This is a genomic window from Lampropedia puyangensis, from assembly GCF_004833285.1.
GTDB classification, from domain to species: domain Bacteria; phylum Pseudomonadota; class Gammaproteobacteria; order Burkholderiales; family Burkholderiaceae_C; genus Lampropedia; species Lampropedia puyangensis.
Map to the genome: position 1 here is coordinate 260,118 of NZ_STFG01000001.1, position 25,399 is coordinate 285,516.

The following is a 25,399-nucleotide window of genomic DNA, read 5'->3' on the forward strand; positions in this document are numbered from 1 at the left end:
GTCTAAACAATCACTGACTGCTATGGTGCAATAGCGCGGAAGCTGTGAACTTTTTGCGCTACCGTATTTTGCAAAGCTTCGTGTTATCAATTGTTTGGCGCTGCCGCAGCAAAATGCCGCTCCCGCAGCAATAGAAAAAGTGGCAATGCCAATGATGGGCCAACCACGAGACAAGACAGGGGCACCCACAGCCGACGCATTGCAAGCCTGCTGCCCTCAGCAAGCACGAATGCAGCAACCACGATGCCAGAAATAAGGACGTCAGCCCAAGCAAAGGCCGCAATATGGCTTGAGGTGGCCTGCTGCAACAAGATAGGTACGTTGAGGCCGTGCCCACTAAGCCATGGAATAAATTGAGAGAGAGGTAAAGCCGTGCCTGCAATACAGAGAAGGATGTAGACGATCTGCACATTGTCTCCTGAAGAGCCAGACGCTCGTGGTAAGCCGCGCCGGAGTGCGCAGCCACAAACGGAACTTGTGGGGGGGGTGAGCCTAACTGGTAAGGCTGCAAGCAAATGCTTTAGCGGTTGTACCACGCATAGTGTTGCACTTCACGATTGACTTATCTTCCTGGTAGTCGGAGGTGCTTTGCCACGCGCTCGGTCAATTGTTTCATTAACTCACTGCGCAAGGCTTCTTGTGCTTTTTGAAGCGATGCCTTGGTTTGATGAACTTGCGGAACCTCACCAAATGCGTCCTGTCCCGTTGGACGATGAACGAGGCGAATGGTTGAACCTTTTAGCCTTGCGTAGTGACCATTCCAATACTCGTCAATATCAGAGCCCTGAAGCTCAAATGGCACAACCTTTTTCATTGTTCGTTTATGTCAAGGATTGGCTGTTAAAAGGCCAAACGTTTGAGCTAAGCGGCTGCGAAGCAGTCCGCTTGACTGCAAGGTTAGGCCGCCGGATCGAAGATTTCATCGAAGGCGGCCACATAGTTAAAGCCAAGGTTCTCGGCGTGCTTGTTTTGATAGTGCTGAAGCCGAGCGCGCGTGCCTTCAATGCTCCAATTACCCTGACCGTACATCTCTTTGGGTAAATTGTGAAATGCATAGGCTAAATCATGAGCTTGCTCGCCACCGAGGTAGCGAAGCTCAATGAACGCGGACGCCATTAAGTCGCATCGGTCTCGGCGTTGGTTTTCCGTGGGTAGAGACATAGCTGGTCGGATTTGAAGCTTAACGCCTGAGTTAAGCCGAGCCGCGAAGCGGCTTCGGCTTGAACGAATTGTTAGCCCTTGGCCTGCATCAGGCGCGAGATGGCCTTATTGAGTTCCGCCTCATCCTTCAGTGCTTGCGCCAAGCGCTCTGAAAGCTCCGCCAGGACGACGCGGACGCTTGTCGCAAGCTCCAGGCAGACCTCATCCGATTGTTGGTGCAGGCCTTCACTGAGGGCGGAATGCAGAAGCGTGAGCGGATTATGACCGTTGACGAGAAGTGTTTGTGGAACCGCAGGCTTGATGGTGTCGATGGCTTTACTGAACTGTGTTTCGGCCTTCGCGGCTTCGAGAGCCGCCAGCACCTCAGGAGGAGCCCCGATTTTTTGCGAAACCTTCAAAATCTCATCAATGATCCTATTCTTTTGTCCTTCAATCACGCGCCGATAGTAGACAAATGCTCCAATGCCGAGCCCTTGATTCTCACAGCGACGACCTCGCAAGAAAAGCTCGCGGTCAGGCCCGATCAGTTTTAGAAGGCGGGCAGGCGTGGGAGGTCCGAAATTTGGAAGCTCACCGAACTTATATGCATTTCCGGGCGGGCCGTCGCCGTCTCGTTTGACGGCCAACGAGAATGTCTTCGTCGTTGCAGCACAATTGGAGCAACAGTAGTCAACGAAAAGAAACTGGTAGTCGCTCGTTGGCACATCCGCGGATCGCGGTGGTTTAACTGCCCGGAACACGCGCATTCCGTTGCACCGTTCATTTCCGCAGTGCAGATGTAACTCCGGAGCTGCAAAGAAGTACCAGTGCGCGCCGTTCCGCCACTCTTTGGAGATCAGATCACTAATGAGGGCCAGCGTTGCCGGGGGTGAAGACTCTAGAAACTCAGCTAGAGTCTTTGGGGTGCGTTGTTCTTCAATCTTCTGCTCGGACAAAATGATCTCTCGATAAAAGGGCTAACGTTTGAGCTAAGCGGCTGCGAAGCAGTCCGCTTGAGTGAAGGGTTAGGACGGTGAAATAACCGACCCAACGTGAAAAATAAAGCCACATATTAGCGGCAAGCGCAACGCTGAAACCGAAACCACGCGAAGCGAAAAGAACAAGCGCTTTGCCAACTATGCCAACCGTGCGTTGCATTGCCAAAACTGGCGCAATGCTTGCTGCGCAAAACCTAACGTTGCAAGGAACCCGAAGCAAACACCTAACGTTTGAGCTAAGCGGCTGCGAAGCAGTCCGCTTGAGTGAAGGGTTAGGAGGTGAAGTAACCGACCCAACGTGAAAAATAAAGCTACATGGTAGCGGCAAGCGCAACGCTAAAAACCGAAACCACGCGCAGCGAAAAGAACAAGCGCTTTGGCAACTATGCCAACTGCGCGTTGCATGCCAAAACCGGCGCATTGCTTGCAACAGAAAACTGACTTTGCAAGGAATGCGAAGTGCACGTCTAACGTTTGAGCTAAGCGGCTGCGAAGCAGTCCGCTTGAGTGAAGGGTTAGGAAGGTGAAATAACCGACCCAACGTGAAAAATAAAGCTACATGGTAGCGGTAAGCGCAACGCTAGAACCGAAACTACGCGAAGCGAAAAGAACAGGCGCTTTGGCAACTATGCCAACTGCACGTTGCATTGCCAAAACCGGAGCAATGCTTGTAACTGAAAACCCAACGTTGCAAGGAATGCAAAGCACACGCCTAACGCCAAAATTAACCGGCTGCCGCGAAGCGGCAGTCCGGGTTGAATGCAATGTTAGGCCGAACTATTTGGAAGATGGCGCATTACTGCGCCCGCCGCCAGAAGGATTGCCGGTGCCGCTGGGCCAGCCGCCCCCATTGCCCTGACCACGCCCGCCACCTGAGTTGCTGCCGCCTGAACCACCGCCAGAGCGACCGCCCCCACCACTTGAGCTGCCGCCAGATTTACCGCCGCCACCGCTACTACCACCTTTAGCCATGATGAAACTCCTTTTGGAAAGCGCCAGATTGGAAAATGGCTAGATAACGAGCGCCGGACGTTCTAGCCTAACGTAATAGGTAAGCCGCCCGCTTTAGCGGGTCGGCTTGAGCGACGGGTTAGGTGCAACCTTCGTCCAGCAGACGATTGCAACACACCCTAAAAATATGAACAACGACAGATCTGTAAAAATGCGCACAACCGGATAACCCCAAGGGAAGTCAATAAAAAAACCTGAAACTCTGGAACCGTAGATTACGTACTGCATTCCGATGGAATGGACAATGCAAGCGGAGGCCATGATTAAGCCAAGCATCTTGTTCCCTCGCACATAAACGCCAATGGCGGAGAGCAAGCTAACTGACACCAATGCAAAGAAGTGAAGGTGCTGGAGCATATGACACCTAACGTTTGAGCTAAGCGGCTGCGAAGCAGTCCGCTTGAGCGATGGGTTAGGACGGTGAAATAACCGACCCAACGTGAAAAATAAAGCTGCATGGTAGCGCCAAGCGCAACGCTAAAACAGAAACTACGCGAAGCGAAAAGAATAAGCGCTTTGATAGCTATGCCAACTGCGCGCTGCATTGCCAAAACCGGAGCAATGCTTGTAACTGAAAACCCAACGTTGCAAGGAATGCAAAGCACACGCCTAACGTTTGAGCTAAGCGGCTGCGAAGCAGTCCGCTTGAGTGAAGGGTTAGGAGGTGAAGTAACCGACCCAACGTGAAAAATAAAGCTACATGGTAGCGGCAAGCGCAACGCTAAAAACCGAAACCACGCGCAGCGAAAAGAACAAGCGCTTTGGCAACTATGCCAACTGCGCGTTGCATGCCAAAACCGGCGCATTGCTTGCAACAGAAAACTGACTTTGCAAGGAATGCGAAGTGCACGTCTAACGTTTGAGCTAAGCGGCTGCGAAGCAGTCCGCTTGAGTGAAGGGTTAGGAAGGTGAAGTAACCGACCCAACGTGAAAAATAAAGCTACATGGTAGCGGCAAGCGCAACGCTAAAACCTGCAACCACGCGAAGCGAAAAGAATAAGCGCTTTGGCAACCATGCCAACGACACGTTGCATTGCCAAAACCGGCGGAATGCCTGCAATTGAAAACCCAACTTTGCAAGGAAAGCGAAGCAAACGCCTAACTAGAATTAGAAAGCCTGCATTTTGCTGAGTTACACCGCCTAATGCAACCTGAGGTTCTTACCTACATAGGGAAAACAAGCTTGCAGGCCTATTAGGCAGGCCTAAAAATTTGCGGATGGATACACCGCAGCAGCCCCCTAAATTACTGACTCGCATGCGTGAGCATTTGCGTGTTCGCCGCTATAGCTTGCGTACCGAGCAGGCGTATTTGGACTGGGTAAAGCGCTTTATTTTGTTTCATGGCAAGCGACACCCCAGCGACATGGGCGCTGGTGAAGTTCAGGCGTTTTTAACGCATTTGGCAGTGGAGCGGCATGTTTCTGCTTCAACGCAGAATCAAGCGAAATCGGCCATTTTGTATTTGTACCAACAGGTGTTGCAGATTGATCTGCCTTGGCTTGATGAGGTGGTGCAGGCCAAAACACCGAAACGTTTGCCGGTGGTGCTGACGCCTGTTGAGGTTCGCGAGTTGCTGCTGCACATGGAAGGTACGCCTGCGCTGGTGGCTCATTTGTTGTACGGCACGGGGATGCGCTTGCTGGAAGGTTTGCGCTTACGCGTCAAAGACATCGAATTCACGCGGTGCGAAATTGTGGTGCGCGAAGGCAAGGGCAACAAAGACCGCGTGACAGTATTGCCTGAAAATTTGTTGTTGCCGTTAAAGGCGCAGCTGCAAAAGGTACGTGTTTTGCATGAGAAGGATGTGTTGGCCGGGTTCGGGAGAGTGTATTTGCCGCATGCGCTGGCGGTAAAGTACCCAGAGGCAGATCGCAGTTGGGCTTGGCAATGGGTGTTTCCGTCGCCGGTTCGCTCGATTGACCCTAGGCCAGATCCGCGCACGGGGGAGTTGATGGAGCGCAGGCACCACGTGCTGGAGACTTCTATTCAACGAGGTGTGCGCGATGCGGCACGTAAGGCCAAGATTGATAAGCCTGTATCACCCCATGTATTGCGCCATTCGTTCGCCACGCATTTACTGCAAGCGGGCTATGACATTCGCACGGTGCAAGAGTTGCTGGGGCATGCGGATGTGAGTACAACGATGATTTATACGCATGTGCTCAACAAAGGCGGGCGAGGTATTTTGAGCCCGTTGGATGCGCTGTAGTGACGGCTGTCAACACTGTTTGGTTTGTATGGTGGTTGGGTTTTGCTTTGGTATTTTTACTGAAGCAAGTTTTTTTGCAGTAAAGGCTTTGACAAGTTCAACCTGAACGGTGAAGAGGCGGCATAACAATTTTTCGACTGCGTGTATCTATGGTTGTTGATGGCTAGCTGAAATTCGGCTGGTTTGCCGAGATTTGTCGTAATGCCTATCGCCACCTCCACCTATCACCCTTGATTGGTTTGCAAAGTGTTTTTTTCAGAGAGGGCTTGACTTGGGGGCATCAAGGCTTCGACAGACTCAGCCCGAACGGTGGGGAAGTGCAGCTGCCGCGATCCAGGGCTGTATTGAGCTTCTGTTGGTTGCAAGGCAACGGTTTTGCTCAGTGTTGATGAATGAGATGGGTGGCATTCGGTTGTATTGGATTCCGTGCCATTTCATCCTATGTCATGCAATAGCAAGTCTTTGGTAAACGCCTACCCTGAGTCTATAGTTGGCTAGACGGGTAGGGCAGCCATGAACATGAAAAGCACAGCTGCCCGTATGGTGCTGCGCTTTGCTATAGATCGGGCTAATTCAACTCCGGCAGCATGAGCGGGTTGACGCCGCTGCGGGCGATGCCTTTGGCGTCCATTTCAGCATCTAAGGCAAGGGTGGCGAGATCGTCGGCCACCACGTCGATTTGGTTGTCGACTTGTTGGTAAAACGCTTTGAGGTAGCTGCCACAGTCGCCACAGGTTTCGGCTTTGACGGCAGCTTTCTCTGTTTCCAAGCACCAGTAATCGAGTTTGCCACCACTGTCGCAGCTGGTGCAACGTACGCGCACGATGTGCCAGAGGCTTTCGCATAAGCTGCATTGCACGTAGCGCACGCCCGCTTCTGCGCCGCCCAGCACAAGGCTGCCGGTGGGGGCATGGCTGCAAATTGGGCATACATGGCGATCTTGTCCTTTTGCAACGCCGGTTGCTGGCAGGCGGCTGGCCAGTTGTCGCCAGTAAAGGCTCAACGCACTCCACAGAATTTGCGCTACGCCAGCATCTGGCATCGCGATTTTTGGATGGGCGATAGCGGCCTGCTCTTCATCAACGTCACCGCGCAAGGCTGTCAGCACGGCGTTCGCCCAAGCTTGGCGCTGTGGCACATCGCTGTGCTGCAGGGTGGCGATAGCCTGTGCCACAGCGTCGCTGCGCATACTGGGGCGGGAGTTGAGCTGTGCAAGCAGGGCATCCAGCAGCTGGAGCCAATGGCCCGTACGCGCGAAGTGCGCGCTGTGCAAAGGGGCGTAGGCTTGCTCTAAGGCACTGGCCAGTAGCGCGATCTCGGCATCAGGTAATGGCCTGGCTTGGGCGACGGCTTGTTGCGCGTCGCTCAGATCTGCTGCCCAGCCAAGGTAATCGGCCATGGCGTGGTTTGTCGCGAGCTGGCGCAGTCGCTCTGCGCGCTTGGCATAGGGCAACTCCAGCGGGGGCAGCTTAATAGGGGCAATGTGCCCCACGCCAGCACTGCGTTCAGACTCGGGGACGATGCGGATGCTCATGCTGCGCCTTTGGCTTTTTTGCGGTTGGGTGCTGGCTGATGGGGCTTACCTTTGGCCTTTGGGCTTGCAGTGGCTGCAGCGGTTGAGCCCGCTTGTTTGGCAAGCAATTGTTCATGCCAACGGTCGTGGTGGGTACGCGCCCACTTGTGGGTGACGTAGCCGGTGACCATGCCGCGAATAGAGCCTTTGACCCAGAAGGCAAGGTAGATATGGCCCACGATCAGTAGCATCAAGCTGACGCCTGCAACGGCATGCGCCAGAATAGCCCAGCGCAATACCGGGATGGGGAAGAGGTGCGCAAAGTAGGCACGCCACATCATCAAGCCACTGATAAGCAAGATGGTGATGAGACTCATGATGCCCCAGAACAGCACTTTTTGACCGGCGTTGTACTTCCCAATGCGCAGGGGCTTGTGGTCGCCCGCCAAAACAGCAGGGGCGTTTTTCACCCAAATGGCATCTTCTTTTTCAAAGAGGTTGTATTTGACAAAGCGCACAAACAAAAAGCACAGCGCCAAAAACACCACAATGCCAAAAATGGGGTGCAGCAGTCTTGCCATTTGTGGCGTGCCAAACACGCGGTTGAGCCAGTTCAAGCTGGGAAAAACCCACGACAGCCCTGACATCGCCACAAGGAAAAAACACACGACCATGGACCAGTGGCACAAACGGTCAATCAGTGGGGTGCGTTTGATCATCAGGTCTTTTCTCATGCTTTGTCTCCTGCTGTGCTGTGGGGTGCATGGCCATCGTCGCCATGCGCGTCGTCACCGTCATCCACCTCGTTCGGCCCTGCGGCCATATAGTGCGCGGCAGCGCCAGCCAGCGCGGCAACAAAGCCTACTGCAGCCAGTGGCTTGAAGGCGCCTTTCCAGCCTTCAACAACGCCGCTGATTTTGGGATCGTTGGGCAGCTTGTGGTAAAGCTCAGGCTGCTCTGCATGTTGCAACACATACATGACGTGGGTGCCACCCACGCCTTGCGGGTTGTAGACGCCTGCGTTTTCAACACCGCGCTCTTTCATCTCTGCCACGCGGCCTTCGGCCTTGATGAGCATGTCTTCTTTCGTGCCGAAAGAAATCGCGCCGGTGGGGCAGGTTTTCACACATGCGGGCTCTTGGCCAACGGCTACGCGGTCAGAGCACAGTGTGCATTTGTAGGCTTTGTTGTCCTTCTTGCTGATGCGTGGCACATCGAACGGACAGCCTGCCACGCAGTAACCGCAGCCAATGCATTCTTCAGACTGGAAGTCCACAATGCCGTTGGCGTACTGGATGATGGCGCCGGGCTGTGGGCAGGCTTTGAGACAGCCCGGGTCTTCGCAGTGCATACAGCCGTCCTTGCGGATCAGCCATTCCAGTTTGCCTTTTTCATTGACGTGCTCGTCAAAGCGCATCAGCGTCCAAGTCTCAGGAGAGAGGTCGCGCGGGTTGTCATACACGCCGAAGTTCTCCCCCACGTCTTCGCGCAGGTCATTCCATTCGGAACAAGCCACCTGGCAGGCTTTGCAGCCAATGCAGGTGCTGACGTCGATGAGTTTGGCTACTTCGGGCTTGTGGTCCCGTGCGCGGGCGGCTGGCGTGAGGCTGTTCGTAGCGGAGCGCCGAATAATGTCTTGTGATTGCATGCTCATGGTGGGGCTCCTTACGCTTTCTCTACGTCAACCAAGAAGGCTTTGAACTCAGGGGTTTGGGCATTGGCATCGCCAATACCGGGGCTGAGCGTATTGGCCAAAAAACCCTTGCGGGTCGTGCCTTCATACCCCCAGTGGCATGGAATACCGATTTGCTCCAGTTCCTGCCCATCGACTTGCAATGTCATCACGCGCTTGGTCACGACTGCCTTGCCACGAATAAAGCCGCGCTGGCTGGAGACTTTGATCACATCGCCAGCTTTGATGCCTTTTTTGGCCGCAAGCTTTTCGCTCAATTCGACAAACTGTTCAGGCTGCACAATGGCATTCAGACGCGAGTGTTTGGTCCAGTGGCGGAACATCTCTGTAATCGAATAGGTGGTGGCCACATACGGGAAGTTTTCACGTGTGCCAATGCGGGCGGCATCGTCAGCAAAAATACGGGCCACAGGGCTCTTGCTGACTTTAGGGTGCAGCGGGTTGGCCGCCAGCGGACTTTCGGTGGGCTCGTAGTGTTCGGGGAAGGGGCCATCGACCATGCCTTTGGCTGAGAACAAACGCCCCAAGCCTTCTGGCAGCATGATGAAAGGGCTGACGCCACTGTTAGGCGGTGAGCCTGCTGGGTAGTCGGCCACATCTGCGCCAGCCCATTTTTTACCATCCCAGTGCAGCAATTGGCGTTTGGGGTCCCAAGGTTTTCCTGCAGGGTCGAGCGAAGCACGGTTGTACAAAATGCGGCGGTTCGCTGGCCATGCCCAAGCCCAGCCGGGCGTGTTGCCCAAGCCCGTGTCGGTGTTATCGCGGCGCGCCATTTGGTTGCCCGCTTCAGTCCAGGATCCAGCAAAAATCCAGCAGTAGCTGGCGGTGGTGCCGTCATCACGCAGTTGCCCAAAGTCAGACAGCAACTGCCCTTTCTTCAAGATCAACTGGCCTTTGTCGTCATAGAGGTCAGCCAATGCGTAGCCGTTGGCTTCTTTGGCCACTTCCTCAGGGTGCGGGTCAAACGGGTTGTGGTAGTCCCAACGCATGTTGAGCACTTGCTCAGGGCAGGCGCCGCCTTCGGTTTGGTAGAGCTCGCGCAGGCGCATGAAGATGCCGCCCAAAATGCGGCCATCGTGGCGTGCCTCGTATGGGGGCTCTTGCCCGGCCCAGTGCCATTGCAGCCAGCGGCCTGAGTTGACGATGGCGCCGTTCTCTTCCGCAAAACAAGAGGATGGCAGACGGAAAACGGTGGTCTGAATGTCGGCAGGATTGACGTCGTTGAATTCGCCGTGGTTTTGCCAGAAAGTCGAGGTTTCGGTTTGCAGCGGGTCAATGATGACCAGAAATTTCAGCTTCGAGAGCGCATCGCGCACTTTGCGCGAGTCCGGCATGGCTGCAACGGGGTTAAAACCTTGTGCGATATAGCCGTTGACCTTGCCGCGGTACATCAGGTCAAAATAAGCAAGCATGTCGTAGCTGCGATCCCATTTGGGCAGCCAGTCGTAACCCCAGTTGTTCTCGCGCGTGGCGTGTTCGCCCCACAGGTCTTTCATCAAACTGACAAAGAAGGCTGGGGTGTTTTTCCAGAAGTTGACCTGACCGGGCAGTTCAGCCTTGGGAGTGGTGGCCGCCAAGAAGCCATCGAGCGTTTGCTGGTGGTCTTGTGGCAAATTCATATAGCCTGGCAAGCGCGTGGAAAGCAGCCCCAAGTCTGTATAGCCTTGAATGTTGGAGTGCCCGCGCAGCGCATTCACGCCGCCGCCAGGCATGCCCACGTTGCCCAGCAACAATTGAATCATGGCTGCGCCGCGAATGATTTGTGCACCCGCGGTGTGGTGTGTCCAGCCCAGCGCATATAGGAAGGTGGCGGTGCGGTTGGGCACGCAGGTGGTGGCCAGTTGCTCGCACACATGCAAGAAGTCTTCAACCGGCGTGCCGCAAATGGTGTGCACCATCTCTGGTGTGTAGCGCGCTACGTGCTGTTTGAGCTGGTTGATGACGCAGCGCGGGTGCTGCAGCGTTTCGTCTTTCAGGGCATAGCCATCGGCGCCGGTTTCATAGGTCCAGGAGCTGCGGTCGTAGACTTTTTTGTCTGCGTCGTAGCCGCTAAACAGACCTTCGTCAAAAGCGTAGTCTTCGCGCACTATCAGGCTGGCGTTGGTGTAAGCCTTGACGTATTCGTGCTGAATTTTGTCGTTTGACAGCAGGTAGTTGACCACACCCATCAGGAATGCAGCGTCAGAGCCTGCCCGAATGGGCGAGTAGAAGTCGGCTACGGCAGCGGTGCGGTTAAAGCGGGGGTCCACCACCATCAAGTGGGCTTTGTTATGTATTTTGGCTTCCACTGCCCATTTAAAACCTACCGGGTGGGCTTCAGCCGGGTTGCCTCCCATGACCAAAATCACGTTGGCGTGCTGAATGTCGACCCAGTGGTTGGTCATTGCGCCGCGGCCAAAGGATGGAGCTAGAGCTGCCACGGTCGGGCCGTGGCATAGGCGGGCTTGGCAGTCAAAACCCATCATGCCCAATGCACGGGCGAAGCGGAAATCGAGTACGCCCGTTTCATTCGATGCAGCAGATGAGGCCAGCATGCCGGAGCTGAGCCAGCGGTTGACCAGCTCACCTTTGTCATTGCGCTCAATGAAGTTGGCGTCGCGGTCATCTTTGAGCAAGCGCGCAATGCGCTCATTCGCTTCATCCCAAGTGATGCGCTTCCACTCGTTGGTGCCGGCCTCGCGCACTTCTGGGTACTTCAGGCGCTGATCGGAATGGATGTAATCCAAAACGCCAGCCCCTTTCGGGCATAGCGAGCCACGGCTGACGGGGTGATCTGGATCACCCTCCACGTGGAAGATGCGCTTCTTGGCGTTTTTGGCGCCATCGCCCAAGCTGTATAGCAGCATGCCGCAACCGACCGAACAATAGGTGCAGTTGTTGCGTGTTTCAGTGGCGCGCAGCAATTTGTATTGGCGCACTTGCGCCGCTTGCGCAACCGATGGGGCAAAACCCAATGAGATGGCTGTTGCACCAGCGGCGCCCGCGCCGCAGAGCTTGAAAAAGCGTCTTCTACTGTGATTGATGGTCATGGTCAAATGAGAAAAAGCACCGAACGGGCCACTGGGGTGCCGTGGCCTTATGCAGCGCAATGCTTCGCCTGAGGATGCAAGGCGATCAGCGTTGAGATGGAGTTGTTGTGTTTAGGCTGCCACTGCGCAGGGCCTAGGTGCAGACGCTCAGGCGTTGCAGGCGCGCAGCCAAATGGCGTGAGAGAGGGACCATAACGGCGCTGGCCAATAGCAAATGGGGCGACCGAGAGGTCACCCTAGGCTTCATGGTTTTCATACAGCAGTGGGGCAGATCGTGTGGGAATTCGTGAAGCCCTGTTGACAGTCAGAGGCACGAATACACGAAGGGCGCGAGCCAATGCGTACAGCGCCTGTGAAGAGGCGGGGCATTGACTCCATTGACGACCCTACGCACGCATCCACAGCACAGACCTGCAACAGTGATTCACGGCGAATTATGGTTGCCACCTTATGGTGGTGGCTTGGCGGGCGCATTATGACCCATTGACAATGTTGTTGCAGTTTGAAGGATTAAGCACAGACCACGATTTGTGTAAATCGGCATGAAAAGGCTTCTTGCGGCCCCACTCTTTTTGCTTAAAAGCAACGGATAGGGACCAATTCGCTGTAGCGCATTATTGCAATGGACGTCGGACGAATTTATTCCAGCAGGTGTGTTGCCATGGCCTGTGCGGCCACAGCAAAGGTTTCTTCAATGCTGATGCAGGAGCACGCCAGCATCAGATTCAAGGGCAGACCAAAGTCTTCGATTTCTGCTTCGCTCGCATCGTGATGCGCGTGTGGAGGCAGTTCCAGTCGTTCCAGTACGCGTTGTTTATACGCTTGCGTTAAGCCCCGGCCCCATACCACAACGGGTTTGCCTAAGGCAATGGCGTAACCCATCTCGAACACTGTTCCAGAGTCAGGCTCGCAGCCGCGAAAGTCGCTCAAATGCGCCATTACGCCGTCGCATGCCGCAATCAGTGCGATGTTGGCTTGGTAAATGGTTTGGGCTTTGGCCGCTAGGTTGGCTGTGAGGGGCAGCGTGTTGTCCAGAGGGCTCAGTCCTTGCATTCCATACTGCAGGCAGGTGGCTTTGTATTGGGAATAGCGCCTGGCGTGGTCCTGATAGAACACATCAGGGCCTGCAAGGTACAGGCGGGGCCGTGGGGTGGTGTTGGAAGCAGGCATGGTTCGTGTTTGGTATGACGAGAAACATTGGCGCGCATGGCCAGTGCGACGTAAGGGGACTTTTGACTATTGCCGAGCAGCAAGATTGCGCCCGGCGTTTGCGGATAAACTCTGCGTTTTGCCAAAATAAACCGCTTTGCGGCTTTCTTGTCAGCTATGTCCACACAACTTCAGGCACTCAAGCAGTCGACCACCGTCGTGGCCGATACCGGCGATTTTCACCAACTGCAGGCATACCAGCCGCAAGACGCCACAACCAACCCATCACTGATTCTCAAGGCGGTTCAAAAGCCTGAGTATGCAGGTTTGGTTGATGAGGTACTGGCCAAAACGCAGGGCTTGGCTATTGATGAGCGCATGGATCAACTGATTGTGCGGTTTGGCACAGAGATTTTGAAGATCATTCCCGGTCGAGTCTCTACGGAAGTGGATGCGCGATTGAGTTTTGACACCAATGCGACGTTGACAAGGGCAGAGCGAATCATCGACTTGTATCGCGCAGCAGGCGTGGATACGTCACGTGTGCTGATCAAGATCGCATCGACTTGGGAAGGCATTCAAGCGGCCCGTGTTTTGGAGCAGCGTGGCATCCCAACGAATTTGACCCTGCTGTTTTCGTTCGCACAAGCCGTTGCTTGCGCGGATGCCAAAGTGCAATTGATCTCACCTTTTGTCGGACGTATTTACGATTGGTACAAAAAGCAATCTGGTAGCGAGTGGGATGAGGCCGCACGTGCTGGTGTCAACGATCCTGGTGTGCAGTCTGTTAGCCGGATTTTTGACTATTACAAGCATTTCGGAATTACCACTGAAATCATGGGAGCGAGCTTTCGCAATGTTGGGCAAATCGTGGCCTTGGCTGGCTGCGACTTGCTCACCATTAGCCCGGATTTGCTGCAACAGTTGGCTGACAGCCAAGCGCCTGCACCGCGTTTGCTGGATGCAGCAGCTGCCAAGGCCAAGCCCCAGACTTTTGTGCAATACGATGAGGCCCAATTCCGCTTTGCATTGAATGAGGATGCGATGGCTACAGAAAAACTGGCTGAAGGTATTCGTGCATTTGCCGCCGACGCCATCAAGCTCGAGACGATTTTGCAAGCACGTTGAGTTAGTGCACTTGCTGTGCGAGCATGAATGTAAGGATTTTTCGATGACAGCCCACCAGCCTGCGCTGGCCGATGGTGCCGCCACCATGCCTGTAACTCCGAGATGCGATCAAACGGCGCCATGGGGTCAATTGACTGAACATTTCAAGGCCCGTGGGCGCCATGTCGATGTGCGACAAGCGCTCGCGCAGGAGTCTGCACGTTTTGAACGTATGGGAGTGCACGCGCCTTATGTTCGGGCTGATTTTTCGCGTAATTTGCTCGATGAGACTACGCAGCAATTGCTGGTGCAGTTGGCCAGGGCCTGTGAACTTCAAACCTCTATCGAAGCCTTATTTACCGGTGCGCAACTGAATACGACTGAGCAGCGGGCTGCGTGGCATGTGCTGCTTCGTTGCCCTGCCGACTATCGTGCTGAGAATGCCGCCATGGCACAAGCGCTGCAGGAAATGCGCGCATCGCAAGAGGCTTTTTTGGCGTTTGCTGAACAGGTGCGCCATGACCCTAGCGTGACCGATGTGGTGAATATTGGCATCGGCGGCTCAGACCTTGGACCTGCAGTGGTTGTGCAGGCTTTGGAGGCCTATCGCTCGCAAGGAAAACGGGTGCATTTCGTCTCGAACATGGATGGCGATGATTTGGGATTGAAGTTGCGCCAATTGGATCCGAATCGCACGGTTTTTTTGTTGGCATCCAAATCATTTGGGACTGCCGAGACTATCGTCAATGCACAGGTGGCCAGAGCTTGGATGCTGGCTGCACATGGCTTCACGATGGACCCGCAGGTGCATGCCTTGCCTGCACAATTGCCTGCTGATTTGCGCGATTTAATTGCCCGCCGATTTGTGGCCATGACCAGCAACGCCGAGGCCGCTCGTGCGTTTGGTGTGGAAGCGATCTTCCCCTTTGCTGACTGGGTGGGAGGGCGTTTCTCATTGTGGTCCAGCATTGGCTTGTCGATTGCGATTGCGATTGGACGTGAGCAGTTTCAGGCATTGCTGGCCGGCGCCCATGCCATGGACGGGCACTTTCGCAGTGCACCTATTGAGCGTAATTTGCCCGTGCAACTGGCGCTGCTGGATGTGTGGTATCGCAATTTCTTTGGCTTTACCTCGCGCTGCATTGCTCCATACAGCCACGGCTTGCGCCGCTTGCCAGCGTATTTGCAACAGCTAGAAATGGAAAGCAATGGCAAAGGCTGCGATTGGGATGGACGCCCTTTGGCATTGCCCACTGCACCGGTGGTGTGGGGTGAGCCTGGTACGAATTGCCAGCATGCTTTTTTCCAATTGATTCACCAAGGTCAGCAAATTATTCCTGTTGAATTTATTGTGCTGCGTGAACAGGGGATGGGTACGCTAGAGCAGCACCGTGCATTGCAGGCCAATGCGGTAGCGCAGGCACGCGCCTTGACGCAAGGCAAGCACACAGGCCCCGCTCACACGCATTGCCCCGGCAACCGGCCGAGCACGATGCTGGTGCTGGACCGACTGGACCCTGCTTCTGTGGGGGCCCTGATTGCGCTGTACGAGCACCGCACGTTTGTGGCAGGTCGTTTATGGGGTATCAACAGTTTTGACCAGTGGGGCGTGGAGTTGGGCAAGAATTTGGCCAAAGAAATTCTGAATACGCCAGCACAAACTGCAACCAATGCGGCTGCGCCGCAGGATGTGATGGCTTGGTTAGGTTAAGCGGTACTGCACGTTGCCATTTCATTCATACTGGCAGTGGAGGTGAGGTGCCCGGTAAGTTAGCAGGGGAAATCGCTGCTTTATGTTGTGCTGTCGTGCGGCTGCTATGCCAAGCCTTACTGGCGATGTCGCAGGCGTCACATTAAAATCCGTTTATGAGCCATTCTCTGCCACACGCTTCTCACATGCTTTTCGACCCTTCTCGTGCACTCACCATGGGGCGCGCTGCCGTGCAGATCGAAATTGAACAACTTCAGGCTTTGCATCAACGGCTCGACGCCTCTTTCACAAAGGCGGTCGACGTTATTTTGAAAAGCCATGCGCGCGTGGTCGTGACGGGGATGGGCAAGAGCGGGCATATTGGACGCAAAATCGCTGCAACTTTGGCTTCTACGGGCACACCTGCATTTTTTCTGCATCCTGCAGAAGCAAGCCATGGTGATTTGGGCATGGTCACCAGCGAGGACGTCGTCTTGGCGATTTCCAATAGTGGTGAGAGTGAGGAGTTGGTCAACATCTTGCCCGTGATTAAACGTTTGGGCGCGCCGATTATTGCCATGACCGGCAAGGCGCAATCTGCCTTGGCACGGCATGCCGACATTGTGTTGGATACGCAGGTGAGCCAAGAAGCGGATCCGCTCAACCTTGCCCCGACCGCCAGTACCACGGTGCAATTGGCGCTGGGTGATGCTTTGGCGGTAGCCGTGTTAGATGCGCGCGGTTTTCGTGCCGAGGATTTTGCGCGCTCGCATCCTGGCGGCTCCTTAGGGCGACGTTTGCTGACCCATGTGCGCGATGTGATGCGTAGCGGAGCCGATGTGCCCACGGTTTTGGCCTCAGCCCCATTTGGGGAACTGATGCGTGAAATCTCCTCCAAAGGCGTTGGGGCCACGGCCATCCTTGATGCTAATCAGCAGTTGATTGGCATTTATACCGACGGTGATTTGCGCAGGCACATTGAGGCCGGTTTGGACTTGAGAGAGAAAACCGCAGCAGAGGTGATGCATGCCAAACCGCGCACGATTGCGGCTGATGCATTGGCTACGCAAGCGGCTGAAATGATGGAGCGTTACCGCGTGACGTGTTTGTTGGTGACAGATGCGCAGGGCACATTGGTCGGAGTGCTGCACGTGGGCGATTTGATGCGTGCCAAAGTCATTTGAGCAGACTGTTTTGCTAGAAATACCAGGAATTTAGATAGCCATGGCAGCGATTGCAATCACCCCCCGATTTGAAGAAGCCTTGCTCAACCGCGCACTGCCTGTTCGCGTGGTTTTTTTTGATGTTGATGGTGTTCTGACCGATGGGGGGTTGTATTTCGGGCCAGAAGGCGAGCAACTCAAACGTTTCCATACTCTGGATGGACACGGCATCAAACTACTGCGCCAAGCTGGAATTGAACCGGCGGTTATCACTGGTCGCGATAGCGCGGCACTGCGGATGCGCCTAAAAGCGTTGGGCGTTGTGCACGCTGTTTTTGGTACTGAAGATAAGTTGCCCGCTGCAGAGCAGTTGTTGACGCAATTGGGGCTGACGTGGGCGCAAGCGGCCAGTATGGGGGATGACTGGCCTGATCTGCCTGTGTTGGCCCGCAGTGCACTGGCTTGTGTGCCACCGCACGCCCATGCTGAAGTAGTGGCTGTTGCCCACTATGTCACCCGTGCCGCGGGGGGGCAGGGGGCGGTGCGCGAGTGCTGTGATTTACTGCTGATGGCCAGTGGTCAGTACGGCGCGCTCCTGCAGCAAGCCATGTGCGGGCGGCATGCGCCTGAGCACACTGCAACGCCAGCAGCGGCTGAACAAGGGGCGCTATGACCCAAAACCACAAACGCACACTACGGTATCGGCTCGATAAGCTCTCTGTCTATGGCCCGGTGCTGGTGATGGCGTTGCTGGCGCTGGGCACGTACTGGCTGGCACGCAGTGTTCCACAAATGTCGCAACCCGCAGCAGAGGTCATGGCTCCTGATGAACCTGACTACACCATTACCCAATTTGCGGCGCGCAGTTACAACCCTGATGGCCGATTGAGTGTGGAGTTGTTTGGTACCAAGGCCAAGCACTATCCGGCCACAGACCAACTGGTGGTTGATCAATTGCGCATGCGTGCTGTCACTGAGGATGGACGCATCTTGACGGCAACGGCCAATTCCGGAACCTCCAATGGGGCAGGCACCGAGGTGCATTTGCAAGGTAATGCAGTGGTGGTGCAACTGCCAACTGCCACTTCTCCACGTTTGGAGTTCAGGGGAGAGGAGCTGCGCGTGTGGCCTGATGAGGAGCGTGTAAGCAGCGACTTGCCTGTTGAGTTGCTGCGGGGATCAGATCGGATGACCGGAGAAAGTCTGGCTTACGATAAGAAAACCCAAACTACTGAAATCGACGGACGCGTGCGCAGTACTATCCAGCCTGCAACACGACCTCCTGCCAAGAACTGATCGTTGTGCGTTTGCGTCTTTTGGATTTTTCTTGGCGCATTGTTTTCAAACCGCTATACCAGTGAGTTGTGATTGATGAATACCTCTGCTACTTCTGCGAATGCGGCCACTGCAATCCAAGCGACCAAGCACGACCGTCCTTTGGTATTTATTACTGGTGCGTCCAGTGGGTTGGGGCAAGCCTTGGCAGAGGAGTACGCTAAGCAGGGATGGCGTTTAGCTTTGGTGGCCAGGCGTCTGGATGTGATGCAACAGTGGCGTGAGCAGCACGGTTTGAGCACACAGCAATGCCATTTATACGCGGCTGATGTCGCGCAACCTTCCAGCATTCGTGCGGTTGCAGAGCAATGCATACAGGAGCAGGGCTTGCCTGATGTGGTGATTGCCAGCGCAGGTATCAGCCATGGGATTGATACGGCAGATTGGGAAGACTTGGCACCTTTTGAACAAATTTGGGCTACCAATAACCGGGGTTTAGCAGCGACATTCATTCCCTTTATGGCTGGGATGCGTGCGCGCAAAAGTGGCGTTTTGGTCGGTATCGCTAGTGTGGCCGGTGTGCGAGGTTTGCCTGGCCATGCAGGTTATTGTTCCAGCAAAGCGGGTGTGATTGCATACTGCGAAAGTTTGCGCGGCGACTTGCGTGGCACTGGCGTGGATGTGGTGACCATCAGCCCTGGTTTTGTGCGCACGGCCATGACAGCCAAAAATCCGTTCTCCATGCCTTTTTTGATTGATGCACAGGTGTTTGCGGCCAAAGCGTTTGCTGCCATTGCACGCCGCACAAGTTATGTGGTGATCCCTTGGCAAATGGCATGGGTAGAGCGCTTATTGCGCATCTTGCCCAATGCTGTGTTTGATTGGGCACTTGCTGGGCGAGGTAGAAAACCTCGTCACAAACCTGATGTGTGAACCGGCAAGGCGCGGTTTTGCAGGTGCCTAGCCGTACTGCTTGTGTTGGCAGCCTTAAAACTCTAAGCACACTTTGCCGAAATGCTGCCCTGCTGCTTGGTGTGCAAAAGCGGCGGCTAAGTGGTCCAACGGATAACGGCTGTCAATCACAGGCTTCCAATCGAACAACTCTAAGGCCCGCACCATGTCTTGCTGGTGTTCACGGCTTCCCACAATCAGGCCCTTGAGGGTCTGTTGCTTGCGCATCAATTCCACGGTAGGGATTGTGCCTGCAAAGCCTGTGAGTACCCCAATCAGAGCGATGTGCGCTCCAACTGCGCCAGCGCGAATCGATTGGGCCAAAGTGTCAGGGCCTCCCACTTCAACCACAATGTCTGCTCCGCGCCCTGCGGTGGCAGCCAACACCGCATTGCCCCATTCAGGGGTGTCCTTATAGTTAATCACCACATCGGCCCCCAATGCGCGCAACTTCTCTGCTTTGATGTGGCTGGATGTGGTTGCAATGACGCGAGCCCCCATGCTTTTAGCCATTTGCAATGCGAAAATGGAAACACCGCCCGTACCCAGAACCAACACGGTTTGGCCTGCCTGAAGGTTGCCATCGACTACCAGTGCGCGCCATGCAGTCAAGCCTGCGGTGGTCAGGGTGGCCGCTTCTGCATGGCTCCATCCTTTGGGGGCATTGGTGAAGGCTGTTGCCGGCATGGTGACGCTTTCGCGGGCGAACCCGTCAACCCCATCACCAGGCACCATTGCGAAATCAGAAGGCACATGACGACCCGATAGCCATTGTGGGAAGAATGTGGAAACAACCGCATCACCCACTGCGAATTCGTGCACACCTGCGCCAATGGCCGTGATGGTGCCAGCACCGTCGGCCATAAGGATGCGAGCATCTGCTGTCGCATTGGGTTGCGATGCCACCAGCAGGTCATGGTAGTTGAGCGAACTGGCGTGAATGCGTACCTGTATTTCGCCAGCAGCGGGAGCTGCTGGGGATGGCAGCTCAACCAGTTGAATATGTTCCAGGCCGCCTGGGGCTGCAAGTTGAATGGCTTTCATGACTGTATCCTTCAAAAAACGATGATGTTGTGCATCGTGCCGCTTAAGTCGAAACTGCGCTAGAACCAACATATTTGTGGGGTAGTATTAAAAATGTAAGTAATGCGCAGCGTCTGTATTTAGCTAAGATGTTTGGTTATAGGGATTGCACTTGGGAGATTGGCATGAAGCGACTCAATAGCAAAAGTGGTTGTGCGGTAGAGGTCACCTTGTCCGTCATGGGGGGAACCTGGAAACCTATCATTTTGTTTCACTTGCTGCATGGTAAAAAGCGTTTTAGCGAGTTGAGTAAAAGCATAGGCAGCATTACCCAGCGGATGCTGACGCTACAGTTGCGCGAGTTGGAGGATGCAGGCATTGTGCTGCGCACGGTGTATGCTGAAGTGCCCCCGCGCGTAGACTATGAACTGACCGCTTTAGGGCAAAGTCTCAAGCCTGTGCTGATTGCCATGCGCACATGGGGAACAGCCTACGCTAAAGACCGTTTGTATGATGCGCAGCCACCAAGCTGGGCTCAGTTGTGTGCGTCTGACACCCCACACAGCATTCCGCTTCAGTAATCTGGTTGTTGGGGCTGCCCAGCAGCTCGCCAAGTGTGCAGGGCGTAAACACGTTTTGAGAACTTTTGACGCAACCCAGCAGACCTAAGGATTTCGGTTGAGGTCAGGCGGTAGGCCGAATGCAGTACGAGTAGTACGGCAAGTTCTGCGACTTTATATCAAGATGAGCTGCGGCTTTTAAGAGGCCGAGGCCGCTTGCACGGCCTGTACGCGGGCCATGTGAATGTGCTGCCCAATCTGGTCGCCACGCAGGCCTTTTTGCGCAGCTTGTTGGGCAATACTGGCAGTGTCCACTTGCTGGGCTGCGTGCAGGGCAGCCAATAGAAAAGAGCGCTGTGGGTAGGGCGATTGTTCAAAGCTTTGGCGGCCTCGCGCGTCACATTCACAGGCCCAAAGTGCCAACGCGAAGCGTTCAGGTCTGCGCAATGCGTCGCAACGCTCGAGGAGCCGCACCAGGGCGGCGGCTGTCATGGTCAAGCTGCGGTGAATATTCGTGTGTTCTTGTGCAACAAGGGCTGCCAATTCGCGTATCTCGGCAGGAATTTTGAGGCGTTGGGCCATGGCCTCTATCAGGTCCTTACCGCGAATTTCATGACCAATGTGGCGTGGCCATTGCTCGGGGTCGCTTGTGCCTTTGCCCAAATCGTGCATGAGTGCGGCAAAGCGTACTGCTAAGGGAGCCTGGCTTTGTGCGGCTTGTTCTAGCACCATCATGGTGTGCAGCCCCGTGTCGATTTCAGGATGGTGTTCTGCTGGTTGTGGTACGCCCCAAAGGGCATCAAGCTCGGGCAGCACGATGGCCAATGCACCGCAATCGCGTAACACTTCAAACATGCGCGTGGGGGCGTTTTCCATCAAGCCACGGGCCAATTCTTGCCATACACGCTCGGCGACCAAATGCGCAACCTCGCCGGCGCTAACCATTTCCTGCATCAGGGTCTGGGTTTCAGGGGCTACATGAAAATCACCAAATCGTGCGGCAAAACGCGCTAGTCGCAAAATGCGCAAAGGGTCTTCGGTGAAGGCAAGTGTGACGTGGCGAAGCACTTTTCCGGCAATGTCTTGCTGACCATGAAAAGGGTCTACCCATTCTTCGTACCCGTCGGCATGCGTGCGAACTGCCATCGCATTGATGGTCAGGTCACGGCGGGCCAAATCTTCTTCCAGCGACACGTCGGTATCGGCATATACCGTAAAACCTTTATACCCATGGCCACTTTTGCGTTCGGTGCGGGCCAGTGCATATTCCTCGTGTGTTTGTGGGTGCAAGAAAACGGGAAAGTCTTTGCCTACTGGGGTGAAACCATGCGCCTCCATTAAGGCAGGCGTGGCACCAATGACGACCCAATCGTGGTCTTGTACCGCTCTACCCAGCAACCGGTCGCGCACAGCGCCGCCGACCATGTAAACCGCGACTGTGTCTGGCAAGGTGGTGTGGGGACAGGCGTTTGTTGCTTGAGGCATAAGTGAGCAGGGTCGGGCCTTTTATGGATTGACCGTGTGTTCTAAACGGTAGGGTTCTTCAAAGGCTCTGAAGTCATGTTCTTGCAGTGCGTCAACGATCCAGCCCTGCACGCTGGGCAGGTTTGTGATGTGCTTCATATAGGCCAGAAGAGTTGCCGAAACTGGCAGGGCATAGGTTTGCAGGCGCATCACCACGGGGGCGTAAAACGCATCGGCAATGCTGAATTGCTCTCCAAATAGAAAGGGGCCACTGTTGCGCTGTAGTGACTCTCCCAGTAGCGTCTCCAAACGGGCGACATCGGCGCGCAATGCCGCATTGTCGCGCCACGCTAAAGCACCAACTTCAGGCAGCTTGGCTTCGATGTTCATGGGGCATGCGTTGCGCAAGGCCGTAAAGCCCCCGTGCATGGCTGCGCATAGGCTGCGTGCCCGTGCACGCTGCGCGACCCCATCTGGCCACAGCTGGCGTTCCAGAAATTTTTCCGCCAAATACTCGGCAATGGCCAACGAGTCCCAAATCACCAGGTTGTTGTCCACTAAGACAGGAACCGTACCTGTGGGGTTGATGGCCAGAATGGTTTTTTTGAACTCCGACTGTGGTGAGAAGCTGTCAAAACGGACTTTGATTTCTCGAAATTCGATGTCCTTTTCTTTCAGCAGTACTCCAATGCGCATGGACCACGAAGAGTAGTTCTTGTTGCCAATATAAAGCGTCAGAGGTTGAGACATAGCGATTTCCTCGAAGTGAAGTGTAGGCTCAGTGCACAAGGCCTACACAGGCCAGACAACGCCATTGTTGTTCAGAATCGCATCCAATGGAATGTCATGTGGCTCCGGTTCAAAGTCGTCCACGTACCCTTCGCCATAGCCCAGACCCACAGTGAATGGCCGTGGCGAAAGCTCAGCCAGCGTGCGGTCGTAAAAACCTCCGCCGTAACCCAGGCGGTAGCCTCCTGCGCTGTAACCGACACAAGGCACAAACAGCAAAGTGGGTTCGAGGATTTCAGTGTCTTTGGGCTTGGGAATGCCGTAAGCATCTTCTTCCATCGGGCAGCCAGGATGCCAAGCATGAAAGCGCAAAGTTTTATTGACTTTATCGACCACGGGTAAGGCAATCCGGCGCATGATAGGCTCGTCTTGTAACTCGCCATCCTCTTTCCAGCGGTGCAAGGCCGGCAGAGGGTCGAATTCGCCTTTGATGGGCCAATAGGCACCGATGACCGTTTCAGGCCTGCTGACAAGCCAGATTCGCATCACTTGTTGCAGTTGTGCATTTTTTTCGACGCGGTTGGCCATATTAACCCGTCGTTCTACCAATGTTTTTCTCAGCGTGGCTTTGTTCATTTGATAATTCCCGACATGCGACTGACCACCATTCTGACACCACTTTGCGCCGCTTTTGTGGCACTGACCCACAATGCCTATGCGCAGCAAGCTGCCTTGCCTAAAGCCTTGGGCGATCAGGCAATTCTGGACATGCGCCAGGCCTATGGCACTAAGAACCAGGCTCGACTCACACAGCTGTTGCCGAATGTACAGGGCCACGCCCTTGAAGGCTGGGGCGCGTACTGGGAATTGAACAACCGTTTGCAAACTGCCACACGGCAAGAGGTCGATGTTTTTCTGGCCCGCTACCGAGGGACATATTTTGAAGACAGACTGCGCAATGATTGGATGCTGCTGTTGGGCCAGCGCCGCTTATGGGAGGAGTTTTCCCACTATGCAGCAGGCTTTCGCATGCAAGACGACCCGCAGGTACAGTGCTATGAGCTGCTGATTGAAGATATTCAAGGCAAGGCAGCGCCTTCAGCGCCACACCAAGTGCTGTCACTTTGGTATGGGCAACGCAATGCGGATGATGGCTGCACCCACGCTGTGCAAGAGTTTTACAGCGATGGTCGCGTTAAAGCTGAAGAGGTGTGGCAGCGTGCACGCATGGGGGCCCACGCCAATCGTCCTGGAGTGGTGCGCGCAGCGGTTGCGATTGTGTCACCGCAGTCCTTAGTGCATGTCGGTAACGCAATGGGTAAACCTGCGGCATTTCTAGATCACAAGGCAACAACCACAGACCCAGCACGTCTGGCCTTGGTGCCATTGGCGTTGGCGCGGTTAGCCAGTTCTGATGCAGTTGCCGCAGCCGCACAAATGCAAGGTAAATGGGCAGCGCGTATTGCCGCAAAGGATCGGGACTATGTGTGGGGCAGCATTGGCCGTTGGGCAGGTATCCGCCTTGCGCCAGAAGCCAATAGCTACTTTGCCAACGTCAAAGACGACCGCAACCTGATTGACGAGCAGCAGCATTGGAAAGTGCGCGCTGCCTTGCGCGCAGGCCAATGGGATACCGTAGCAAAAACCATTGATGCCATGAGTGCGGACGATCAACAGTCACCTACATGGGCCTATTGGCGTGCCAGGGCGTTGCTGGCTTCAGGAAAGCCTGAGAGTCAGGCTTTGGCCCAACGCATGCTGCAAGGCATTGCAGGCACCGTTGGTTTTTATGAGCAGCTGGCCAAGGCAGAGTTGGGAGGGAAAATTTCTGTTGTGCCAGAACCTGCCGCTTTGACGGCAGATGAAAAGGCGCGGGCGCGCACCAATCCCAGTTTGCTGCGCAGTATATACGCCATCAATATTGGTTTGCGTAGTGAAGGCGTGCGCGAGTGGAACTACGCAACCAATTTGCATGACAACGGAGGCTTGACTGACCGTGATCTGCTTGCTGCGGCTGATCTGGCCTGTGAGTACAAAGTATGGGATCGTTGCATCAACACCAGTGAGCGCACCCAGTCATTCATGAGTTTTAGCCAACGTTACCCCATGCCTTTTCATGATGCCGTGGTCAAGCGGACGGCGGAGATCGAACTGGATCCCGCTTATGTTTATGGGCTGATTAGGCAAGAAAGCCGCTTCATCATGGATGCGCGTTCGACTGTGGGCGCCTCGGGCTTGATGCAGGTCATGCCAGCAACAGCGCGCTGGACGGCTAAAAAAATTGGTTTGACCGATTTCAAAGCCAGCGACATCAACGACAAAGAAACCAATATTGCAATTGGCACGGCATATTTGAAGTTAGCGTTGGATGAGTTTGCAGGCTCGATGCCCTTGGCTGCAGCCGGCTATAACGCAGGGCCCGGGCGGCCGCGCAACTGGCGCAACGGTCCAACCTTGGAAGCGGCCATCTGGGCAGAGAATGTGCCGTTCAATGAAACGCGCGATTATGTTCAGAAGGTGCTGGCCAATGCCACCGTGTATGGCGCTATCTTGAGTGGGCAACCACAGTCTTTGAGCCAGCGATTGGGCCGCACCATTGGCCCGCGCGAAGAGGGTGATCCGGTTGCCATTGCGGATTTGCCGTAAGAGGCTAAGGAGCAGTCGTTGCTGTGCGTTTTAGCCGTGTTTTATAA

General features: G+C 55.0%; 23 protein-coding genes. 9 read left to right on the top strand and 14 right to left on the bottom strand.

Annotation, left to right across the window (positions count from 1 at the left end):
- Window positions 1-86: 86 nt before the first annotated feature.
- The 5 genes from E9531_RS17955 to E9531_RS01030 form a co-directional block, all read right to left on the bottom strand.
- Window positions 87-536 carry a DUF2834 domain-containing protein gene (locus tag E9531_RS17955; RefSeq protein WP_425293543.1) on the bottom strand — a complete coding sequence of 150 codons (450 nt, stop codon included), beginning with the start codon at window positions 534-536 and terminating at the stop codon, window positions 87-89.
- A gap of 26 nt (window positions 537-562) precedes the next feature.
- Complete coding sequence (locus E9531_RS01015; protein WP_136571878.1) at window positions 563-814, bottom strand: hypothetical protein; 252 nt, start codon at window positions 812-814, stop codon at window positions 563-565.
- A gap of 83 nt (window positions 815-897) precedes the next feature.
- Window positions 898-1,161: a hypothetical protein gene (locus E9531_RS01020; RefSeq protein ID WP_136571879.1), complete on the bottom strand. Its 264-nt coding sequence runs from the start codon at window positions 1,159-1,161 to the stop codon at window positions 898-900.
- Window positions 1,162-1,232: 71 nt separating this feature from the next.
- Entirely contained in the window at window positions 1,233-2,096 is an 864-nt protein-coding gene (locus tag E9531_RS01025) for a hypothetical protein (protein WP_136571880.1), read from the bottom strand.
- 819 nt (window positions 2,097-2,915) lie between these two features.
- Window positions 2,916-3,110 carry a hypothetical protein gene (locus E9531_RS01030; RefSeq protein WP_136571881.1) on the bottom strand — a complete coding sequence of 65 codons (195 nt, stop codon included), beginning with the start codon at window positions 3,108-3,110 and terminating at the stop codon, window positions 2,916-2,918.
- Window positions 3,111-4,367: 1,257 nt separating this feature from the next.
- On the opposite strand from E9531_RS01030, the gene E9531_RS01035 reads away from it, so the two are divergent.
- Window positions 4,368-5,360: an integron integrase gene (locus E9531_RS01035; protein WP_136571882.1), complete on the top strand. Its 993-nt coding sequence runs from the start codon at window positions 4,368-4,370 to the stop codon at window positions 5,358-5,360.
- 568 nt (window positions 5,361-5,928) lie between these two features.
- Here E9531_RS01035 and fdhE read toward each other — a convergent pair.
- The 5 genes from fdhE to E9531_RS01060 form a co-directional block, all read right to left on the bottom strand.
- A complete protein-coding gene (gene fdhE / locus E9531_RS01040) occupies window positions 5,929-6,894 on the bottom strand; it encodes a formate dehydrogenase accessory protein FdhE (protein WP_136571883.1) in 966 nt (321 codons plus the stop codon).
- On the bottom strand, window positions 6,891-7,607 hold the full coding sequence (locus E9531_RS01045) for a formate dehydrogenase subunit gamma (protein WP_136571884.1): 717 nt from the start codon (window positions 7,605-7,607) through the stop codon (window positions 6,891-6,893). Before E9531_RS01045 ends, fdhE begins: the two co-directional genes overlap by 4 nt.
- A complete protein-coding gene (fdxH, locus tag E9531_RS01050; RefSeq protein ID WP_136571885.1) occupies window positions 7,604-8,527 on the bottom strand; it encodes a formate dehydrogenase subunit beta in 924 nt (307 codons plus the stop codon). The genes E9531_RS01045 and fdxH overlap by 4 nt, the downstream gene beginning before the upstream one ends.
- An 11-nt stretch (window positions 8,528-8,538) precedes the next feature.
- The gene (gene fdnG, locus E9531_RS01055; RefSeq protein WP_136572232.1) at window positions 8,539-11,589 is read right to left on the bottom strand and encodes a formate dehydrogenase-N subunit alpha; all 3,051 of its coding nucleotides are present in this window, start codon (window positions 11,587-11,589) and stop codon (window positions 8,539-8,541) included.
- 645 nt (window positions 11,590-12,234) lie between these two features.
- Window positions 12,235-12,765: a nucleoside 2-deoxyribosyltransferase gene (locus E9531_RS01060; protein WP_136571886.1), complete on the bottom strand. Its 531-nt coding sequence runs from the start codon at window positions 12,763-12,765 to the stop codon at window positions 12,235-12,237.
- 156 nt (window positions 12,766-12,921) lie between these two features.
- Here E9531_RS01060 and tal point away from each other — a divergent pair, with 156 nt between their 5' ends.
- From tal to E9531_RS01090, 6 genes are all read left to right on the top strand, one after another.
- Window positions 12,922-13,872 (top strand): transaldolase, encoded by a 951-nt coding sequence (tal, locus tag E9531_RS01065; protein ID WP_136571887.1) that lies wholly within the window; start codon window positions 12,922-12,924, stop codon window positions 13,870-13,872.
- Window positions 13,873-13,915: 43 nt separating this feature from the next.
- Window positions 13,916-15,562, top strand: coding sequence for a glucose-6-phosphate isomerase (gene pgi, locus E9531_RS01070; protein ID WP_244609924.1), 1,647 nt, complete (start codon window positions 13,916-13,918; stop codon window positions 15,560-15,562).
- Window positions 15,563-15,747: 185 nt separating this feature from the next.
- Window positions 15,748-16,725 (top strand): KpsF/GutQ family sugar-phosphate isomerase, encoded by a 978-nt coding sequence (locus tag E9531_RS01075; RefSeq protein ID WP_136572234.1) that lies wholly within the window; start codon window positions 15,748-15,750, stop codon window positions 16,723-16,725.
- 40 nt (window positions 16,726-16,765) lie between these two features.
- Window positions 16,766-17,377, top strand: coding sequence for a KdsC family phosphatase (locus tag E9531_RS01080; RefSeq protein ID WP_136571888.1), 612 nt, complete (start codon window positions 16,766-16,768; stop codon window positions 17,375-17,377).
- Window positions 17,374-18,000 carry an LPS export ABC transporter periplasmic protein LptC gene (gene lptC, locus E9531_RS01085; RefSeq protein WP_136571889.1) on the top strand — a complete coding sequence of 209 codons (627 nt, stop codon included), beginning with the start codon at window positions 17,374-17,376 and terminating at the stop codon, window positions 17,998-18,000. The genes E9531_RS01080 and lptC overlap by 4 nt, the downstream gene beginning before the upstream one ends.
- A 75-nt stretch (window positions 18,001-18,075) precedes the next feature.
- Complete coding sequence (locus E9531_RS01090) at window positions 18,076-18,912, top strand: SDR family oxidoreductase (protein ID WP_136571890.1); 837 nt, start codon at window positions 18,076-18,078, stop codon at window positions 18,910-18,912.
- A 54-nt stretch (window positions 18,913-18,966) separates the two neighbouring features.
- Here the strand turns inward: E9531_RS01090 and E9531_RS01095 are convergent, their stop codons facing one another.
- Window positions 18,967-19,974, bottom strand: a complete 1,008-nt coding sequence (locus E9531_RS01095) for a zinc-dependent alcohol dehydrogenase family protein (RefSeq protein WP_136571891.1) — start codon at window positions 19,972-19,974, stop codon at window positions 18,967-18,969.
- A 158-nt stretch (window positions 19,975-20,132) separates the two neighbouring features.
- Here E9531_RS01095 and E9531_RS01100 point away from each other — a divergent pair, with 158 nt between their 5' ends.
- The gene (locus E9531_RS01100; RefSeq protein WP_280177168.1) at window positions 20,133-20,534 is read left to right on the top strand and encodes a winged helix-turn-helix transcriptional regulator; all 402 of its coding nucleotides are present in this window, start codon (window positions 20,133-20,135) and stop codon (window positions 20,532-20,534) included.
- A gap of 177 nt (window positions 20,535-20,711) precedes the next feature.
- Here the strand turns inward: E9531_RS01100 and E9531_RS01105 are convergent, their stop codons facing one another.
- From E9531_RS01105 to E9531_RS01115, 3 genes are read right to left on the bottom strand one after another with little or no spacing between them, the layout of a single operon-like run.
- Window positions 20,712-21,998 (bottom strand): multifunctional CCA addition/repair protein, encoded by a 1,287-nt coding sequence (locus tag E9531_RS01105; RefSeq protein WP_136571893.1) that lies wholly within the window; start codon window positions 21,996-21,998, stop codon window positions 20,712-20,714.
- A gap of 21 nt (window positions 21,999-22,019) precedes the next feature.
- The gene (locus E9531_RS01110; RefSeq protein WP_136571894.1) at window positions 22,020-22,727 is read right to left on the bottom strand and encodes a glutathione S-transferase family protein; all 708 of its coding nucleotides are present in this window, start codon (window positions 22,725-22,727) and stop codon (window positions 22,020-22,022) included.
- 42 nt (window positions 22,728-22,769) lie between these two features.
- On the bottom strand, window positions 22,770-23,342 hold the full coding sequence (locus E9531_RS01115; protein WP_136571895.1) for a 5-formyltetrahydrofolate cyclo-ligase: 573 nt from the start codon (window positions 23,340-23,342) through the stop codon (window positions 22,770-22,772).
- A 15-nt stretch (window positions 23,343-23,357) separates the two neighbouring features.
- On the opposite strand from E9531_RS01115, the gene E9531_RS01120 reads away from it, so the two are divergent.
- Entirely contained in the window at window positions 23,358-25,352 is a 1,995-nt protein-coding gene (locus E9531_RS01120) for a lytic transglycosylase domain-containing protein (protein WP_136571896.1), read from the top strand.
- Window positions 25,353-25,399 lie beyond the last annotated feature (47 nt).